Here is a 19,713-nt window from a genome sequence, read left to right as displayed (position 1 = left end):
AGGAAGTGTTCGCAAAAGGATTTGATATTCAAACTATTGGGATTTGTAGCAACGTATGATTTTTTAGATGGAGCACTTTTATTTACTAGGCCAAACTATATATAAAATATTGACTAAACATATACTAAACCGACAAAGCATTAAAGCACTATTCATGTCACTATTGATGTGTTATATGACTGCTGGTGTTTTTGCGGAGGGGAGTTTAGAGCTAAATCCTGACGGAGGGGACAGGTTATATTTGTACTCCGGAACGAATACCAGCTCGAGTTTGCCATTTCCAAGTGAGGGTTTGGTAAGGGTATATGCAAAGGCGGGGGAAACCATCTATTTAGGGTCTAGTGCACAGGGTATTGGAAACGGTACTATTCGATGGATTTCTCCGAGCGGAGTAATTGGTACTTCAGGGAGTAATACTAGTGTTGGCAGAATTAATAATAGAACTGAGGAAAAAACAGGCCCAAGAGTTGCTGGAGACGCTTCTACAAATAACGGATATAATCCGGTAGTTATCAGTGTAAATGCGGGGGAGGAAGGTGTTTGGTCTATCTTCTTTATTAGCACAGTAACGAACACAAATAATACCAACGGGAATATGCCTCCCACTGGTGTGTCAAGTTTTACAGCCCCGCAATCCAATAATACCTATTATATAACAGCTTTTGATGTCAGTGTCAGGAGCGGGAGTGCATTTATAAAAGGCAGAGCTTATTTGAATGCTTTTGCAGCAAGCATGCAGGAATTTGATAGAAAGTTTAAAAGTACTCTATATGTACAAACATATGATGGTTACAGGTATGAGGTGAAGCCTAATGAAATGGCAGGCTATATATTTAACTTTTTTTCCAATAATAAAGGGATAAGGGATAATTCAGGACAGCCAACTTATAAGAGTGCCAATACTTCCACAGGAGTAAATATTCATAATCCATTTTCTCCTGATACCAACGCTGATGTTACACATAAAATATTCTTTAATAACCCAGCAAACGATTTACCTGAAACTGCTAAGGGAAGAAGACATACAGGAGCTTACCCAAATAATACGAGTACTCAGGACGACATTTGGTTGAAAAAGGAGCCTTTTATTCCGGTTGCTGAAGATCTGACTTTTGTTGGGAAGGAAGGAACTACAAACCTGGCCGGCTCCGCTCCGCTTGGTGGATATATTTATTTTAAAACCAATCAGGCAGGTAGCTATTATTTAAATATAGATGTCGATAAGAATGCCAATTTTACAGATCCTATAGATGTTACCCTGGAAGGAGCAGCAGTAAGTGGGCAAAATAAAATCTATTGGGACGGCAGAGATGGAAATGGCAATGCGATACAGGGAACTATTAGAATAGAACCCTCCCAAACAAATCTTGTATTACGCGGAGGTGAGGTGCACTTTCCATTTGTGGATGTGGAAAATAATGTTGGAGGAATGATTATCCGTAGGTTGAATGGTGCAAATCCTAATGATGATACGATTTATTGGGATGATACTGGTATTGATAATAATCCAGGGCCATCAAATCCTCTAAAAACTGCTGCTGCTGGAGTTAGTAGTTCTACTAACGGTCATAAATGGGGAACTACCGCATATAGTAGTACGGCATTCGGGAATAATAAAGTTTTGGATACTTGGGCTTATATCATTAGCAAGCCGATTTTTACTTATATGGACGTCACTTTCCGCGAGTCGGATCTGGAAGTGGTAAGTATAACATCTAATCAAACTTCTTACTGTGTTGGAGAGGATATTAAATATACGGTAGTTATTAAAAACAACGGTCCGGATGATGTTAAAGGAGCTAAAATTTTCTTTTATTACCCTTCACAATTCTTGGTAAATAGTGTAGCTAACACCGGAGATGGGACATTATATGTTGAAAATACAACACCTTCGCCATATATCGGAGGAATAGATCTCGCCAATAAAAAGACCATGACACTTACTTTTTCCGGAAAGCTTACGGATTATATCAATGCAGGAACGCTGGAAGTAAGTGCCTTTGTGATGCGGCCAAAAGACCATACAGATCCCGGTGCTACAAATCCGGATGATGCTCCGCCAACTGATCCCTTTATAGAGTGTCCAAATGGGCAGTGTAATAATTACAAGGAAAAGAAAGACATAACGATTAATAAAACAAATATTTCGATTTATGGGGCAACGGTAACCGAAGGGAGTTCAGGGACCACTTATATCGACTTTCCAATTAGTTTATCACAGGTTTCAAAATGTGATATCACTGTCGATTATAAAATACAACATCTTGAAACCAATGGTGACGATATTTTAAGCCCATTAACCGGACAAATTGTAATCCCTGCAAATCAGTTAAATGCAACGCTGAAGATACAGATCAATCCTGACAAGGTTATAGAAAAGAATGAACGTTTCAAGATTATTCTGACCAATGCGAGTGGAGGAAATGTTATTGCGGTTTCGGAAGCAGAAGGAACAATTAACGATGATGATCTTGGTCTTGTCAAAATCACGGCAGTCGATGGTTATGAAGAAGATATAACTCCAAGGACAAAACCCGCCAAGTTTATGTTTTCTTTCCAAAACGGTGTAACATCCGATACACCTATTGATGTCAAGTTTCTTCTAAGTGGTACTGCAGATGGAAATTCAATAGATTATGAAGGAAATGTAGGAACTGCTGCAAGTCCGGCGAGTATCACTATTCCTGCGAATACACAAAGTATTGAACTTGAACTTCCGGTTATAGATGATAACATCGTCGAAGGTACAGAAGAGATTATAATAGACATTGTTTCAATTGCAGGAGATAATAGGAGTAAAGTTAGTTTAGACAACAATGTTCCTGTAGCGAAAATATTTGATAATGATGAAGCAACATTGACACTAAGTCCGGCAGTTAAATTATCCGAAGGCGACAATGGAACTACGAAGGAGTTTGTGTTTACTATAACATTAGACAAGCCTACAAAAAGTGGTTTTACGATAGATTATAAAACTATTGACCAGGAAGCTAAAGTATCAGACAATGATTATCAGTTTAAGGATGGATTCCTGACTTTCAGTCCTAACCAGGGTAACCAGGTGAAAGAAGTAAAAGTAATTGTAAATGGTGATGATAAGATAGAAGCCAATGAAAAGTTTAAGCTACAATTTTCTAATCTAAGTTTTGATTTTAACGGACTTTTGAAATTTCCGGTAAAGGAAAATTACGGAGAGATCATTAATGATGATCTTGCCAATATTGTTTTAACTAAAGCAGACGGCAAGGAAGGGAGTAAAAGTGTTGATTTTATCTTCACTTTGGAAAATGGAAAAACCGCAGATAAAGACATAGAGATATTTTATGAGCTGGGAGGAAACGCGCAGGCAGGTATAGATTATACCGGTACTATTAACGGTTCCGTTATTCTGAAAGCGAATACAAATTCTGTAAAGTTAGAACTGCCTGCTGTTGCGGATGGTATTATAGAGGGGAACGAAACAGTGATTTTAACCGTCCCAGCTAATGGGATTTCCAGCTCTTATGCCATTCAGATGGCAAACTCCACAGTAACAGCTATCATCGAAGATATAGATATAGGAAGGGTAAGTATTACGGATGTTTCGGAAAGCGAAGGGAATAACAATACTAAATATTTCGATTTTCAGGTAACTTTAGATAAAAAGACACAATATCCCTTAGATATAACTTATTCAACACAGGATGGTACTGCTTTAGTTGCCGACAATGATTATATTTCACAATTAAATAAAATATTGACTTTTACCGATGCAGGAATTAAGCCGGTGAGGATTGAGGTAAGAGGTGATATGAAAATTGAGCTGGATGAAACTTTTAAAGTTATTCTGGAACAATTGAGCCATACCTACGGAGGGAATCTAACTTTTGGAAAAAAAGAGGGAACAGGTACCATTATAAATGATGACTCAGGGAATATTACCATCACTAAGGTAGACGGAAATGAAGAGAATACGGTATCAGGACAGTTCATCTTTAGCTTCCCACAGGATGTAACAGCAGGGGATGATATCAGCATACCCTATAACCTATCCGGTTCTGCAACACAGGGATACGATTATACTATTAATGAGCTGACACCTGGAGTATTTGTTTTTCCTAAAGGACACAATTCAGCCATTTTAAAGCTGGATGTAATAGATGATGATATTATAGAAGGAACAGAAAGTGCTGTTTTAAATATTAATAATGGGGATATCCAAAGTATTTTTAATGGTATTGCTATTACTAACCCAAATATATCCTTAAATATTCTTGATAATGATAATGGTAAAATTACAATAATTCCACCATTGGATATAGATGAAGGCAACGAAGGGAATACACACGATTATGTGTATACATTAGTTTTGGACAAAGCCACAAAAAATGCTTTTGAAGTAAAATACCATACTGAAGATATAACAGCAACCGCAGGCGCAGACTATGCGGAAAGCAAAGGGCAAATTAAATTTAATGCAGATACCCCTAATCAAAATCAAACTATTTCAGTTAGAATTTTAGGCGATAATATCATTGAAGCAAATGAGCAGTTTAAGTTGATTCTGGATGAGGTACTTGGAGATTTTGGTGGGAGAATTACAATCGCACCTGTAGCCAAAACAACAACGTCTACTATTATAGATGATGATTTCGGAGATGTATCCATTACATCTGTAAATGGAACCGAGGGCGGACAAAATGGATCATTTATTTTTAGTTTGCCTGCGGGAATAAAAGCTGATAAGGATATTCTGATAGACTATAGTCTTAGTGGCGAGGCCATGGGCGGTGGTGTAGATTATATGGAAAATATGAATGGCCGGGTTACTATTAAGGCCGGGGACACACAAACTATTTTAAATATAACGATCAAGGACGACCAGATTGTAGAAGGTATTGAAGATGTACGGTTAAATGCATCTATTTATTCTGGCCCGGTAAAAGTAGCTTTGGCAAATAATACTTCTTCATTAACTATTTTCGATAATGATTACGGGACAATAACAATTAAGTCTTTAAGTAAAGATGAAGGTAACGCAGGTATTACGAACTTTACCTTCGAGGTTATATTGGATAAGCAAACCAAAGAGTCGTTCACCGTTAATTACTCGACACAGGATGGAACGGCAATAGCTTCGGCAGATTATACCGCAATTGCTAATGGACAACTTGTTTTTGATGGACAACCAAAATCGCAATTTATTACTGTTGAAGTAAAAGGGGACAAAGAAGTAGAGCTGGATGAACAGTTTTTTGTAGAATTGATGGGGCTGGATAAAAACTTTAATAATCACCTTTCTATTTCTGAGGCAAAAGCAACAGGAACAATTATTAATGACGATAAACCAAAGATTATAATTATCCCAACGGATGGAGATGAAAAAGGACCAATTGCAGGTAACTTCAGGTTCAAATTTGAAGACGATTATGTATCGTCAGAACCAACTGTTATTACTTATAGTCTTTCAGGTTCTGCGACAAAAGGTGCAGATTATACTGATCCCAATGCAGGAACAATAACCATACCTGCGGGCATAAATTATGTAGATGTAGAACTACCTGTTTTAAATGACGATATTGTAGAAGGCACAGAAGATGTAATCATAACCGCGTCATTAGATAATGCTTTACCGGGTATTACGCTTCCGGTTAACACATCAAAATTGAATATCCTGGATAAAGATGTTGCCGAAATTACCTTGACTGTAGATAACGACCGTGTAAAAGAAGGCAATTCAGGTACAACTCCAGTGACTTTTACTGTTACTTTAAGCAAGGCTACCAAAACCGGATTTACTTTAAACTACCGAACTGAAGATATTACAGCAAACGCTCCTGAAGATTATGAATCTAATACGGGACAGGTTCCTTTTATAGGTAACGCAGGGGAAAACTATTCTATTGCAGTAAATGTAAAAGGAGATTTGGTGGTAGAACAGGAAGAACTGTTTAAACTGGTGTTGGAGCAATTGAGCAAAAATTTCGAAGGACGATTAACTATTGCTCAGGCAGAACAGAAAGTTATTATAGAAAATGATGATTTTGCCACGATTACCATCAATCATAAAGATGGTGTCGAGGGTTCTAAAAACGGTGAGTTTATATTTAAACTACCTGCTGGAATGACATCAGATCAATCCATTACTTTACATTATAAGTTAGGCGGAACTGCAAGTCCATCCACAGATTTTACAACGTCGGCAATAGGTACTGTAACAATACCTGCCGGAAAAAACGAAGTGATTTTGCCTATTGTTTTAATTGATGATGATGTTATTGAATTGGATAAGACGGTAATATTAGAGATCAGCAATGTTATTAATCCTAATGCCCATGCCATTACTTTACAAAATAATATAGAGACTCTAACTATAAAAGATGATGATACCGGTGTGATCACTTTAATAGCTCCTGCTTCGCAAGACGAAAAAGACAGCGGAGACACTCCTGTTTATTTTACGGTTAATATCAATAAGGCAATTGGAGAAAATGTATCAATTCCATACAGTTTTCAGGATGTAACCGCTACTTTAAATAGCGATTATAATGCTACAGCAGGAGTTGTAACTTTTCCTGCTTCGGCAGTTGCTCAGGAATTCAAAATAGAAGCATCAATAATCGGAGATAAAATTGTAGAGCAGGACGAGAAATTTAATCTGATATTGGGTAGTTTGAGCCAAAACTTTGGCGGAAGGTTAACCATACAAAATTCTACGGCGACATATACCATTCTGGATGATGACAAAGCCGTAATTAATATTACGTCATTAAACGGAAAAGAAGGGTCTACTCAGAATCCACGTTTTCGTTTTGAATTTACAAACGGAAATACTTCTGACAAACCGGTAGTTATTAATTATAGTTTAGACGGAACGGCGGTGAGTGCGGCAGATTATACTGTTATAACCAATGATAATGTCTCCACAAATACGGTAACAATTCCGGCGGGTACAACTTATGTTGACTTGGAATTTGATGTGGTGGATGATGATATTGTAGAGCTTACCGAAACTATTTCTTTTAAAACGGTGGGTATCAATTCAACAAGTACAGAATATCCAACCTTAATTAGCTTAAGCAACAGCAGACCTATAATACAAATAGAGGATAATGATTCGGCAGAATTGTTGCTTAAGGGAGTAGATAAGGTTAAAGAAGGCAATACACCAGATATCACGAAAATTAGCTATACAATTACGCTTACCAAGTCAACTCAGGATCCGTTTACCATAAAACTTGTAACAGAAGATGGTTTGGCAAAACAAAGCGATAACGATTATTTCTTCTCTCCGAAAGATGTTGTTCATAGCGGGAACAAATCGGAAGAACTTACGGTTACGGTAGATATTATTGGCGACACGAAAGTAGAGCGTGATGAAGATTTCTTCTTCAAGATTTTGGGAATCAGCAATAATTACGAAGGCAGATTAACCATCCCAACACCGTCTATACAAACCATTATAGAAAACGATGATTTTGCAGACATTACTATTACGGCGAAAGATGGTGAAGAAGCAGTAGCCAATAACAAACCGGGGATATTTACCTTTAGTTTACCACCGAACATTACTGTAGATGAAGACCTGAGAATAAGCTATACTTTGGGAGGCACAGCCAAGTCTCCTGAAGATTATGCTCCTGTTAGTGGACAGGCAATCATAAAAAAAGGGACCCGTTATGTAGATGTTCAGATAGATGTGGTGGATGATGATATTGTAGAGGGAGATGAAACGGTTGTACTTACTGCTACATTGCAAAATGCTCCTTATGGTATTAAATTTAAAGATAATACCAATACAGCTTCTTTAAGGATTATAGACAATGATTACGGTTTCGTGAGTATCAATAACGTTCAGGTTCAGGAGCAACATTCTGGGGAACATACGCTAACCTTTAAGGTGTCGATTGATAAAGAAGTATCACAATCTTTCAAAGTTTATTACCATACCGAAGACCAAACGGCAACGGCTGGCGAAGATTATAAAGCCATACCATCATCAGAAATATCTATCGGGAGGTTACCAACGGATAATAATCCAATTACCGTTACCTATTATGGTGATCGTAAAGTGGAAGCGGATGAGGTTTTTAAATTGGTATTAACAGGATTAGAAGATCTTTTTGGCGGACATTTAACCTTAGATCCAACAAAGAATATTGGTTTAGGAACTTTATTAAATGATGACAAAGCCGAAGTTAAAATTGCAGCCATCCATGGTCAGGAAGATGGAGACAACGGTAAGGCTATATATAAGTTTACTTTGGTAGATCCTTCCGGAAACGAAGTAACGGTAGACAAACCTATCACCATTAGTTATCGTTTAGATGGAACAGCAACAGCGCCAGATTACACGCTAAGTAGTAGCGCGCTTGCTACACAAATTGTTATTCCTGCCAATGAGAGTAGTGTAGAATTGGTTTTCAATATTTTTGATGACAAGATAGTAGAAGGCACAGAAACGATTATCTTAGAAAATCTGGCCGTTTCTTCGGCTTATACTAATGAAATCAAATTAGGGGTACCAGTTCCGGTATTGGAGATTCGGGATAATGACAGAGCCACTTTAACTGTAACTGGCGAACCTAAAATCATAGAAGGAGACAGCGGAGAAAAAGATTACGAGTTCTTAGTGAAATTGGATATGGCCACAGCAGGAGGCTTTACCGTTAACTACAAAACTCAGGACATTACGGCTACCGCAGGCGAAGACTATGTTGCTCAGACAGGAAGCTTAACTTTTCTGGGAAATGAAAATGAAACATACCCTGTTATCATCAAGATCAAGGGCGACCATGTGGTAGAGCCGGACGAGATTTTCAGTTTACTGTTTGAAGATCCTTCTAAAAATTTCGAAGGCCGATTGACTTTTCCAGTAAAAGACATCAAAGGAACCATAGAAAACGATGATTTCTCGGCTATTGAAATTACAGCTGAGGGCGGTAAAGAAGGCGCACAGAATGCAACTTTCACCTTTCAGCTAACCAATGGAAAAACGGTTGATGAGGATATTTTTATTGAATATGATTTAGATAATATTTCTGCAAAAATAGGAGAAGATTATACTATTGATCCACTTGAATTAAGTCCATTAAAAATACCAAAAGGAAGCAACAGTGTAACCTTAACCTTAACCATTATTGATGACAATATTGTAGAGGGCACAGAAACTGTTAAGATTAATGCCAAAACACTAAGTAATTCACGCAATAATATTATCATCAGTAATCCGGAGCTAACGCTAAATATTGAAGATAACGATGAAGCTACATTGTCTATACAGAATGTAAGTAAGGAAGAGGGAGATAGCAATACCACTTCATTTACATTTACAGTAGGCCTGGACAAATCCACACAAAAACCATTTTCTGTAAAATATGCTACAGCAGATGATACGGCTATAGCGGGAGAAGATTATCAGGCTACGACAGGAACGCTTAACTTCGGTGCTTTATCTACAGACTCAAAAACGTTTACAGTGCAGGTAAACGGAGATAAAAAAGTTGAAGCCAATGAAGTTTTCAATGTATTTCTGAGTGACTTCAGTATAGATTTTGGAGGCAAATTGCATTTGCCAATTTTGCCGGGCACCGGAACAATTATAAACGATGATAAAGCAGTAGTAAACATCACAGCAGTAAGCGATGCAGAAGGATCTCTTACAAAGCCTTACTTCCGTTTCGAACTGACCAACGGTAATATTTCAGATGGGGACATAGTGATCGATTATAGTTTACAGGGAACGGCTGTCAGCCCTGCAGATTATGCTGTAGTAACTAATGATAATGTCACCACAAGCAGGGTAACCATTCCTGCGGGATCGACTTATGTTGATCTGGAATTTGATGTTGTAGACGATGATATTGTAGAATTTACCGAGACCATTTCGTTTAAAACGGTAGGTATCAATACCAGTGGGACCGCTTATCCTTCCCTGGTTACTTTAAGTAATAACAGACCGGTAGTACAGATCAGGGATAACGATTCGGCGGAACTATTATTGACAGGAGCAGACAAGGTTACGGAAGGCAACACGCCGTATATCACTAAAATTACCTATACACTTAAGCTAACCAAATCAACTCAGGACCCGTTTACCATAAAGCTGGCTACAGTAGATGGTCTGGCAAAACAAAGTGATAATGACTATTTCTTTTCGCCGCTAGATATCATTCATACTGGAGATAAGGATAAGGATTTAACCGTTATCGTAGATATTATTGGCGACACGAAAGTAGAACCTAATGAAGACTTTCTGTTCAGGATTTTAGGAATCAGCAATGATTACGAAGGCAGATTGACTTATCCGGTAGCGTCTATAAAAACCATTATAGAAAACGATGATTTTGCAGACATTACTATTACCGCAAAAGACGGAGAAGAAGCACCAGCCAATAACAAACCGGGGATATTTACCTTTAGCTTACCACCGGGCATAACGGTAGATCAGGACCTGGAGATAAGCTATACTTTTGGAGGTAAGGCTAAATCTCCTGCAGACTATGCTCCAGTTAATGGATCTGTAGTCATAAAAAAAGGCGATCATTTGGTAGATGTTCAAATTAACATTGTGGATGATGAGATTGTAGAAGGCGATGAAACGGTTGTGCTTACAGCAGCATTGCAAAATGCTCCTTATGGAATTCAGTTTAAGGATAACAATAATACAGCGACACTAAAAATCATCGATAATGATTACGGTTTTGTAAGTATCAACAATGTACAAGTACAGGAGCAGCATTCCGGAGATCACACATTGACGTTTAATGTAAGTATAAATAAAGAAGTTGAGAGTTCTTTTAAAGTTTATTATCGAACGGAAGATCAAACAGCAACTGCTGGCGAGGATTATAAAGCGATACCGTTATCAGAAATATCTATAGGAAGGTTACCTGCAGATGCTAATCCAATTACTGTTACCTACTATGGCGATAGAAAAGTAGAGGCAGATGAGGTTTTTAAATTGGTATTAACAGGATTAGAAGATCTTTTTGGCGGACACTTAACCTTAGATCCAACAAAGAATATTGGGCTAGGAACCTTGTTAAATGATGATAGTGCCGAAGTTAAAGTCACGGCCATCCATGGAGAGGAAGATGGCGACAACGGCAAAGCTATTTACAAGTTTACTTTGGTAGACAAGTTCGGAAACGAAGTAACGGCAGACCAACCGGTAACCATTAGTTATCGTTTAGCAGGAACAGCAACAACGCCAGATTATACACTGACCAACAGTGCCCTTGCTACACAAATTGTTATTCCTGCGGATAAGAGTAGTGTAGAATTGGTTTTCAATATTGTAGATGACAAGATAGTAGAAGGTACAGAAACGATTATTTTAGAAAACCTGACTGTTTCTTCGGCTTATGCCAATGAAATCAAATTAGGGGCACCAGTTCCGGTATTGGAGATTCGGGATAATGACAGAGCCACTTTAACCGTAACTGGCGAACCTAAAATCATAGAAGGAGACAGCGGAGAAAAAGATTACGAGTTTTTAGTGAAGCTGAATATGGCCACAGCAGGAGGCTTTACCGTTAACTACAAAACTCAGGACATTACGGCTGCCGCAGGCGAAGACTATGTGGCAGAAACAGGAACGCTAACCTTCTCGGGAAATGAAAACGAAACATACCCTGTTATCATCAAGATCAAGGGCGACCATGTGGTAGAGCCGGACGAGATTTTCAGTTTACTGTTTGAAGATCCTTCTAAAAATTTCGAAGGCCGATTGACTTTTCCAATAAAAGACATCAAAGGAACCATAGAAAACGATGATTTCTCGACTATTGAAATTACAGCTGAGGGCGGCAAAGAAGGCGCACAAAATGCAACTTTCACGTTTAAGCTGACCAACGGAAAAACGGTTGATGAGGATATTTTTATCGATTATGATTTAGATGATATTTCTGCAAAAATAGGAGAAGATTATACTATTGATCCACTTGAATTAAGTCCATTAAAAATACCAAAAGGCAGCAATAGCGTTACGCTTACGCTTAAAGTTATTGATGATAATCTGGTGGAGGGAACGGAAGAAGTCAATTTAACAGCAACGGTTAGAGATGATAATCCAAGAAATAAGATAGCCTTGGTTAATCCTAAAGTTAAGCTAGAAATAGAAGATAACGATAGCGCTTTAATTAGTATATCTAGTCCAACGATAACAGAAGGAGATTTAAATACAAAGGATTTGGAATTTACCGTTTCGGTAAGTCAGCCAACGCAAGAACCGTTTATCGTAAGATACAGTACGGCAGATGGAACAGCAAAAGCGGGGTCCGACTATATTGCCGAGCAGAACGGTGTTTTAGCTTTTGATAAAGACAATACCACGCGTAAGTTTATTATTAAGATTATAGGCGATAAAGTGGTAGAAGCTACCGAACAATTCTATGTGGCTTTAAGCGGTCTAAGTAATGATTTTGGAGGTCACGTGTCTTTGCCAACACAACCTGCCGCAGCAACCATATTAGATAACGATTTTGCTAAAATTAGCATTACCGGAACCAGAGGAAAAGAACAAGGACCGCTTAATGGGCAGTTCATATTCAGTATATTAAATGGATATTCTTCTGATACACCATTTACAATAGATTATGATTTAACCGGAGAGGCAACGCTGGGAGAAGACTATGGCAATGCAGCAAAAGGCACCATTACTTTTGAACCAGGTGAAACTGAAAAGATATTACAAATAGAAGTTATCGATGATGATAAAGTAGAAGAAGATGAAACGGTATTATTAACGGCTAATCTAACGAGTGTTTATCCACAAATAACCTTAAACAATCAGGTATGCACCATCATCATAGAAGATAATGACTCTGCTATGATTACATTAACCGGAACGAAATCTGTGGTAGAAGGAAAAGACGGTTATAGAGAATTGGAGTATACGGTTAAACTAAATAATTCTTCTGCAATTCCATTTGATATAGCCTATTTTACAGAAGATATCACAGCTAAAGTTGGTGATGATGATTATCTGGAAGTGAAAGGAATACTAAGATTTAAAGGAGACTTTGGCGAAGAACATACTTTTAAAGTGTATGTAAAGGGAGATGAGAAAGTAGAACTTGATGAAATCTTTAGAGTTGCAATAAAAGCTGTAGATAACGGGGCATTAAGCGGGCGTCTAAATATTGCCGGTTCACCAATTGATGTAACGATAATAAATGATGACGAAGGGCAGATTAATATCACTAAAGTAGACGGAGCAGAAACAGTAGATAACTCTAAATCGGCTCAGTTTATTTTTAGTCTTAATGGAAACATTACGTCAGAAAAAGATATTACCATTCCTTATAGTTTATCAACCAATAGCGCTATAGGAAACGGAGTCGATTATGTAGGTAATCTAAGTGGAACTGTTGTTATTCAGGCAGGACAGCAATCCGCTACATTAACTTTACCAGTTGTTGATGACGAAATAGTAGAAGGTACAGAAACCCTAACGCTGACAGTGCTTAACGCAATTTTACCAAAAGATATCACCTTGGCCAATTCAAGTCAAACTTTGTCTATAATAGATAATGACGAGGCTTATATTACCATCCAGGATGTAAATGTGTTAGAAGGCAACAATGGGAATACCACCATGGAGTTTTCTGTTGCTATTGATAAACCAACACAGGAAGGTTTTTCTGTTTTTTACAAAACAGAAGATGGTACTGCCATTGCTGGTGAAGATTATTTAGGTGTTAATGCTGGGACTCTGACATTTAATAGATTGTCTAAAACCGCACTAAAGCTTTCGATTACTGTATTTGGTGATACAAAAGTAGAGGCCGATGAAATCCTGAAATTAGTACTAACTGGTTTAAGTAACACTTACGAAGGCAGATTGCATTTGCCAACTAAACCAGCTATTGGTACCATTATTAATGATGATAATTTAAAAATTGAAATAACCGGGACAGACGGACAAGAAAAAGGAGAAGTAAAAGGAACATTTAAGTTTACTTTGCTGGATGGTGTAACGGTCGATCAGCCAGTTACCATTACTTACAATCTTGGAGGTACTGCAACAGGAAATGGGGTAGATTATAACGATTTACCAACAGTTGGAAAATTGGTAATTAATGCGGGAGAGCATAGTGGAACGGTGTTTATTAATGTGATAGATGATATTATTATCGAGGGAACAGAAGATGTAATTATAGAAGCAACTTTAGCAAACAATCCATATCCGGATAATATCAAATTAAGCAAAACCACACATAAAATAGATATAGAAGATAATGACTATGGAGAGCTAACAATTGACGGACTGTTAAGCATTATTGAAGGAAATTTCGGAACTCAGTTCTTGGATTTTGAAGTGACTTTAAGCAACCCAACTACCAGAAGCTTTACTGTAAAATACGAGACAGAAGACGGGACAGCAACTTTAGAGGATAATGACTATCAATATGCAACTGGAGTACTTTCATTCAGCGGTCAAAAACCTAATGAAAAGCAGCTAATTCGGGTAGCTATTAATGGTGATACAAAAGTAGAGGGAAATGAGTTTTTTAAAGTGATTGTAAAAGAGCTTTCAGAAACCTTTGGAGATAGGTTGCGTATTATGGGTTCGCCTGCCATAGCAAACATTATTGATGATGATAACATCGAGTTGAATAAAACAATCAGCATCACCAAGCAAGACGGGGAAGAAGGATTAAGTGACGCTGCATTTATCTTCAGTTATCCGCAGGGAGTAACTTTAGATACAGATACAAAGATCAACTTCAACTTAGCCGGTACAGCAGAACTCAATAAAGATTATACCATTAGTGGTTTTTCATCTTCTATTGTTATCCCGGCAGGAAAAAACAGTACCACTTTAAGGATAAAAGTAATAGATGATGAGATCGTAGAAAGTACCGAACAGGTAGATCTTACGATTATTGGAGCACCAATTAATCAAAAATATCCTGATGTAAAAATGGAAAGCAACACCAGCATCTTGTTTATTGAGGATAATGATTATGGTAAAATAATGGTGCAATCCAGATCAATTTCCGAGGGAGATTCCAATACCAGGGATATGATTTTCACCCTAAGGTTAGACAAAGAAACGGCGAAAGAATTTAAGGTGAAATTCCATACAGAAGATGGTACTGCTAAAACTTCCGATTTTGATTATCTGGCTGCAAACGGAGAGGCGTTTTTCAGTGGTAAGGCTAACGAACTACAGGAAATAACAATCCGCATTATTGGCGATAAGAAAATAGAAGCCGATGAATATTTTGAATTATTACTGACCGAACTTTCCAATACGTTCGATAACCGGTTAAGTATAGTGAATACCAAACTGACAGGAACAATAGAAAATGACGATCGGACCAGAATTATAGTTACCAAAACAAATGGCGAAGAAGGTGGCGATCCGGTAACATTTACTTTTACTTTGGCAGATGACGTTACAGCAGATGAACCTATTCTGATTGATTATGCTATGACAGCAGAAAGTACAGCTATCGGAAACGGAGTAGATTATATAGGAGCGACTTCAGGCAATGTAACAATAGCACCGGGCGATAAGTCGGTGACATTGACATTGGATGTAGTAGACGACGATTTGATAGAAGATGATGAAACCATTGTGCTAAAAGTAAATGCAATAAGAGGTAAATATACCAATGAAATTGCCATCCAGACAGAGTCCACAACCGCATATATCAAAGATAATGATAATGCAGAAATCAGGATTTTAGGTCCGGTAGAAGTAACAGAAGGAGATGTAGGCACAACCGAGGCAAAATTTACCGTAATCCTGAATAACAATGTAGGAAACCCTTTTACAGTAAACTACCGTACTGTAGACGGAACAGCAACTGTGGCTGATAACGACTATATTCCAAAATCAGGTACTTTAGATTTTGGAGGAACAAAAGGAGAAAGAAAAGAGATTATTATTCTGGTAAATGGCGATAAGAAGATAGAAGGCGATGAAGATTTCTTTGTACAGCTTTTTGGTTTGTCTGAAAATTTCAATAACCGATTGATTATAGAAGTCGACAAAGCCGAAGGGATTATTATTGATGATGATAATATAGAAGCCAATAAAGTTATCCATATCACCAAAACAGATGGGGCAGAAGGAGGAGAAGATGTTGTGTTTACATTCAGTTTCCCTCAAAATATAGTAAGTGATTATCCAACCAAAATTCCTTATGCATTATCAGGAATAGCACAGGGAGCCGGAAAGGACTATATCGGTGCAATCTCTGGCGAGGTTATAATTCCGGCAGGTGCAAATAGCATTACTTTAAGGCTTCCCGTTGTTGACGACGATATTGTTGAAGGAACAGAAGTAATTGAGCTGAAAACAGGAAATGTAGTTAACGAGAACTACGGAGGAATTGCCGTAAATAATTCGCCAATTCGAGCATATATTTTGGATAACGATTACGGGAAAATCCGTATTGAAGATGCACAAATTAGCGAAGGAGATTTGGCTTATAAACAAATTATTCTTGACGTGACATTGGATAAGGAAACCGGTTTGCCTTTCACCGTAAGTTACAATACAGAAGACGGAACAGCTAAAGTGACAGATAACGATTATGTGGGTGTAAATAATGGAACTCTCAGCTTTGCCGGAAAAGCCGGAGAAAAGCAAACCATTGCCATCACCATTGTTGGGGATAAAAAGATTGAAGCTGATGAAGTTTTTGATGTGGTGTTGAAAGCATTATCCAGAACTTTCGAGGGCAGGTTATCTATACAGAAAGATAGAGGTGCCGTTACTATTCTGAATGACGATAATGCAGAGATTATTGTTACAGCAATGGATGGAGCAGAAGCAGGAACCATCCCCATTCGCTTTAAATTTAGTTACCCTCTTGGTTATACTTCCGATATTCCAACAGTTATAGATTATACACTAGGTGGAACAGCAACTGCAGGTGGGGTAGATTATAAAAGCAATGTAAACGGTGTGTTTGCCATTCCGGCTGATAAAGAAAGTGCCATATTGGAACTTCCGGTAATAGATGATGAAATTATAGAACATGACGAAACCGTTAGCATTGCTATCAATTCCATAAATACAAACTACCCAGCATCCATAACCGTAAATCCAAATCTCCCGGTAGCAAAAATTATAGACAATGATTTTACAATATTGAAGTTAAGCGCACCTGTAACAAAAAAAGAAGGCGATAATGGTACCACAGCTTATACCTTCGATCTTACTTTAGAAAAAGAAACAGGAAGTAGCTTTGTCGTGAAATACACAACCGAAAATGGAACGGCGACCGTTGCCGATAAAGATTATGTGCATACCGAAGGAGAATTGTCTTTTGCAGGACATGCCGGTGAAGTACAGTCTGTGACAGTTTGGGTAAACGGAGATTTAAAAATAGAAGCCGATGAGGACTTTAAATTCAAGGTGTTTGGTTTAAGTAATACCTTTAATAATCGCTTAACCATACCTATAACAGAAACTAATAACGTTATCCTGAATGATGATAGCTCTTTAATAACCGTATCTAAAGTAGACGGAATAGAAGGAATGCAGGATGGACAATTTGTGTTCACGTTAAATCCGGGTGTAACCTCAGATAAGGATATTACCATCCACTTTAAATTGGGTGGTACAGCAACAGCAAGCGACTATATCGCGCTATCTTCTGCAACAAATATCACTATCCCGGCAGGAGAAAACAGAGCCGTGTTAAATATTAAAACTATTGATGATGATATTGTAGAGGAAACAGAAACTGTGGTGTTAAATGTTACCAAAATAGATAATCCGTATAATAATGTATCTATGGCACTGCCAATTCCAGTGCTAAATATTTATGATAATGATACAGGTTATCTCACTATAACCAGTCCGGCTCCGGTGTTGGAAGGGCACAGTGGAACAAAAACCGTAACCTTTACCATAACTCTGGACAAAACAACAGATAAACCGTTTACAGTAAATTATACAACGGTAGATGGTACAGCAACCGTAGCGGATAAAGATTATGTAAAAGCCAGTGGTTATTTAAGTTTTGCGGGTTATACCGGAGAGACAAAAAAAGTAGATGTTACCATCATCGGAGATACTAAGTACGAAGACGATGAAACCTTTGGTTTGAAGTTAATGAACTTAGCGCCAACATTTGATGGGCAGCTGATTATAGGTCCAGACGGTAAAGGTGTTATTCTGAATGACGATTTCGCACCAATGGCTATGGACGATTATGTGACAACCCTGGAAGACGAGCCTGTTACTTTCTCTGTTACCGCTAACGATAAACATGATGAAGGGATAGATCCGAAAACGGTGAAAATAGTAACATCTCCGAGCATAGGTAAAGTTGTTGTTCATGCAGATGGAACAGTAACCTACTCTCCAGATAAGGATGTAAATGGTTACGATACATTTACTTATACCGTAAAAGATATTTTCGGAAGGCTATCAAATGAAGCGAGGGTACAGATCACTATTATTCCGGTTAATGATGCACCGATAGCCGTAGACGATATTTACTATGTACAAAGAGACAGCAGCATCCGCGAAAACGTAGGTTTAAACGATTACGATGTAGATGGTGATGTACTAACCTTTAGAGTTCTGGAATTTCCTAAACATGGTAAAATCGAGTTCTTTGATGGTATGGACGGAGCATTTGTTTATGTTCCAAACCCTGGTTTTACGGGAATAGATACTTTTGTTTATGAAGTAAAAGATCCGGAAGGATTAAGGGATACTGCAAATGTAACCTTGTATGTACAGCCAAAAGTAAGGGTAGATCTTACGCCGGTACTTACGGTTGTTACCGAAGGCGAAGTGGTTAAAATCACCGCTAAGCTAAGCGAACCATTATTCCAGGATGTAAATGTGGTACTGGATTTTTCTGGAACTGCAGAGTTGAATAAAGACTATACTTTAGAAGGAAACTTTGATGTGATCAGGATTGCTGCGGGAGATACCGTAACGACCCAGTACTTTTTGGTGAAAACCCTGCGAGACTTTATCAAAGAAGATGACGAAAGTGTAGAAGCAAAAATAATAGCCGTAGATCCATCTAACTTTGTGACTATTGGAGACTCTGCTTTGGTTATGATTCAGGATTTCTATCCGGAAGGAAAACCTCTTGGCCCGGATGAAAATGGGAATATACAGCCAGATCCATATATGTCTCCTAATGGTGACGGAGAAGGTAATGAAGTGTTTGTAATTTATAATATCGAACAGTTCCCGGATAATGAAGTGGTAATTTATAACCGTTGGGGCAATGAGGTATTCAGAATAAAAGGATATAACAATAAGGACGTAGCCTTTGCCGGAAAAGCCAATGCAGGTATGCTGGCGAATAAAGGGGAAGATCTGGTAGATGGTGTTTATTTTTTTATTATCCATACCAAAGATGCTAACGGAAAACCATTGTTGAATAAAGGCTATGTGATTATGAGGAGGTAGGTTTTTTGGTATTGAGTATAGCGTATTGGGTATTGAGAAACTTGGAGGTGCATTTAAGCTGTCCGCGGAGTTAACCGAAACCTCTCTGCGGATTAGGAAAAGGAGCTTTGATTTATTTTAAGCAGGAGTTTCAGACTCCTGCTTATCCATTAAGCTGTAGAGATGCTGTGCTTAACTCTATAGACAAACAAATAAGATAATTCCAAAGACTGAAGAAGCTTCATCCCCGGCCCCTCTCTAAAGGAGAGGGGAGTAGGTCAGTGATTTTATTCTAAAGCCTGTGTTTTTATCTCTTCTGTCCGTTCATTTCTTCTCCTTCTGGGGAATCT

Annotated in this window: 1 protein-coding gene; it reads left to right on the top strand. The window is 38.0% G+C overall.

Annotation, left to right across the window (positions count from 1 at the left end):
- The first annotated feature begins 154 nt into the window (after positions 1 to 154).
- Entirely contained in the window at positions 155 to 19,384 is a 19,230-nt protein-coding gene (locus PEDSA_RS20070; protein ID WP_013633727.1) for a Calx-beta domain-containing protein, read from the top strand.
- The last annotated feature ends 329 nt before the right edge of the window (positions 19,385 to 19,713 follow it).

The organism is Pseudopedobacter saltans DSM 12145, from assembly GCF_000190735.1.
GTDB classification, from domain to species: Bacteria; Bacteroidota; Bacteroidia; order Sphingobacteriales; family Sphingobacteriaceae; genus Pseudopedobacter; species Pseudopedobacter saltans.
This window is presented reverse-complemented; position numbering and strand designations above follow the sequence as displayed.

Coding starts and splice junctions, on each gene's coding strand:
- PEDSA_RS20070 (WP_013633727.1), top strand. CDS start 155: ATGTCACTATTGATGTGTTATATGACTGCTGGTGTTTTTGCGGAGGGG.